Origin of the sequence: Paenisporosarcina sp. OV554, from assembly GCF_003058165.1 — a bacterium.
Lineage (GTDB): Bacteria > Bacillota > Bacilli > Bacillales_A > Planococcaceae > Paenisporosarcina.
Genome location: NZ_QBUC01000064.1, coordinates 1 through 2562 on the forward strand (window position 1 = coordinate 1; position 2562 = coordinate 2562).

Annotated in this window: 2 protein-coding genes; both read right to left on the minus strand. The window is 40.2% G+C overall.

The annotated features are described in order from the left end of the window. Positions 1-118: 118 nt before the first annotated feature. Complete coding sequence (gene istB / locus C8K15_RS19870; RefSeq protein ID WP_108588116.1) at positions 119-862, minus strand: IS21-like element helper ATPase IstB; 744 nt, start codon at positions 860-862, stop codon at positions 119-121. After that, positions 859-2412 carry an IS21 family transposase gene (istA, locus tag C8K15_RS19875; protein WP_108588117.1) on the minus strand — a complete coding sequence of 518 codons (1554 nt, stop codon included), beginning with the start codon at positions 2410-2412 and terminating at the stop codon, positions 859-861. The genes istB and istA overlap by 4 nt, the downstream gene beginning before the upstream one ends. Positions 2413-2562: the final 150 nt, after the last annotated feature.

Consider the following 2562-nt stretch of genomic DNA (forward strand, 5'->3'; position numbering starts at 1 on the left):
TGAATACAGTCATCAAAATGAGCCACTCGTGCCAAGTTTTTGAGCCACTTGAGACAGATTTTTGAGCCACTTCGGTCATAAAGAGAGCCACTACCTGACGGTAATGGCATGAGACTAACTAATCTTTGATACCATGTCGTTCTCTCATGGATCTATCACCATCAATAAAAATACTATATGAGTCATGAATTATACGATCGAGAATGGCATCAGCCAATGTCGATTCTCCGATTTTTTCATACCAACCTTGCGTATCGAATTGTGAACAAAAGATAGTAGATGCAACTTGATGACGCGCTTCTACTATCTCTAATAAGTCTCTAGCTTCATTTTCTCTTAGAGAAGTAAGTAACCACTCATCTAGTATTAGCAGGTCCACTTTGGTGTAAGACTTCATCACTTTTTTGTAAACACCTTCACCTCTGGCAACGGCCAATTCTTCCAATAAATCAGGTAGGCGTACATATTTAACTGTATATAACTGACGACAAGCTGAGATGCCAAATGCGCAGGCAAGATAGGATTTCCCATTCCCAGATGCGCCTTTAATAATTAAATTATGCTTATCCTGAATGTACGTACATGAAGCGAGACGCAAGATTTGAGTTTTATCCAACTGACGGTCTGCGTGATATTCGATATCTTCAATACAAGCATGATGATATCGGAAGTTCGCTCCTCGGACTATACGTTCAAGCTTATTATTTTTACGTCGAGACCACTCTACATCCACCATTAGGGCGAAACGATCTTCAAATGACATGTCGTTGAAATCGCTATTGCGTAGTTGATCATGGAATTGTTCCGCCATGGCACTCAGGCGCATTTCGTGTAATTTACTTAACGTATTTTCGTTTGTCATTTTTCTTTCCTCCCGTAGTAAGCAGCGCCTCGTGTAAATCCATGTGAAGACACTTCTTCTTTTTTTGTAGTCACCGTCTGACGATCATTCGAATGCAGTTTGTCTTGCCCTGTCTTCAAAATAGTTTTTACGCTAGAAAGGTTCGGTCTTGGTGAATAGGACAATGCTCGTTTACAAGCCGTTTCAACTCTCTCTATTGAATATTGATCTGCTAGTTTAGTAAGCCCCATACAAGACTTTAACGCTTGTTTCTCAACCTTATAGGAATCTAGAATCGCGTGAATAACCGCCAATGTATAAGGGCCGATGGCCTTCGCCCACTTCAGGTAATAGTCTCGGTTGAAATCAAGATATTGCTTGTGATGAATAGGCATATGCTCTGGTAATGTTGAAAGTTGCCCCTCCTTACCTTGAAGACGCATGTGGGATGAAATTCGGAAATTTTTAAAGAATACTTCAATAATTTTTTGTGTGATTCTAATATCTACTTCATATTTGATATATTCATGTGGAACAGAGTAATACATTTTCTCAACCGATATGTGATAATCATATTGTACGATTGCTTTCTTCCAGTTAGCTAATTCGTATGGGGAAGCAGGCAGGGGAAGAAGCGCAAACTTCTCTTCCTCAATAAATGCGGATTGCCTGTTTCCGTTCTTTTTTTGAAAATTCTTCTGATTAAATTCAACTAATTTTTCTAGAATGGCTTTGTTTAATTCAGCCACTGTGAAAAACTGCTCATTCCGCAAAGAAGCGATAATCCACGTCGATATAATCCCAACGGTTCCTTCAACACTTGGCTTGTCTTTAGGATGTCTTACCCGTGCCGGCATAATGACCGTGTGATAGTGTTCTGCCATCTCTTGATAGGTTCGGTTAATAATCGGATCGGTAGAAGATGCTTTCACCACACCCGTCTTTAAATTATCGGGTACAATCATACGGGTTACTCCACCAAAATGACTAAAAGCACGAAGATGTGCTGAAATCCAATTTTCTGTAGAAACCGATTGAAATGCCTCCACATAAGCGTATTGACTACAAGGTAACGCAGCCACAAAGATATATGCGGGAATCATTTCTCCTGTTATCTGGTCTTTGATAAACATAGTTTGACCTGCCCAATCAACCTCCATAATTTCCCCTGGCTTCCGTTTGATCCGCATGGTGGCTTTAGAGACAGTAGCGAACCGATGATAAAATCGACAATATTGACGATAGCTGTAGGGGATTTCCAAACGATTCCTACAGGCTTCTACATACTCATGCCATAATAGCGACAATGTCACGCCACTACGTGCCATCTCTCGATGAATGTACTCGCAGTCGGGTCGCTTTCGGAGATCCGACTTGTTTTTTTCGGGAAAGAGAATTTCTTGAAGTTCTTCATCACTAATATCCTTATCAAAGGGCCAAGATACTTGTAATTCATTAGCTCGAGATAAGATTTCCGCTACTGAATTCCTAGAACATCCACTACTTGAAGCAATACTGCGATTACTAAGATTTTGGGCGTGCAACCTTAGAACTTCACGGTATTTAAGCATAGAAAAAAACCTCCTGTATTCAAATTTACACAATATTGTGTAAATTCATTATACAAAAGGTGCCTCTCCTCATGGCAGAGGTGGCTCATTTTTTTGTCTTAAGTGGCTCAAAAATTTGGCAGAGGTGTCACTTTTTCATGGCTGTACTCA

Excerpts from the sequence above, each read along its gene's own strand:
- istA (WP_108588117.1), bottom strand. The coding sequence starts at position 2,412 with ATGCTTAAATACCGTGAAGTTCTAAGGTTGCACGCCCAAAATCTTAGT.
- istB (WP_108588116.1), bottom strand. The coding sequence starts at position 862 with ATGACAAACGAAAATACGTTAAGTAAATTACACGAAATGCGCCTGAGT.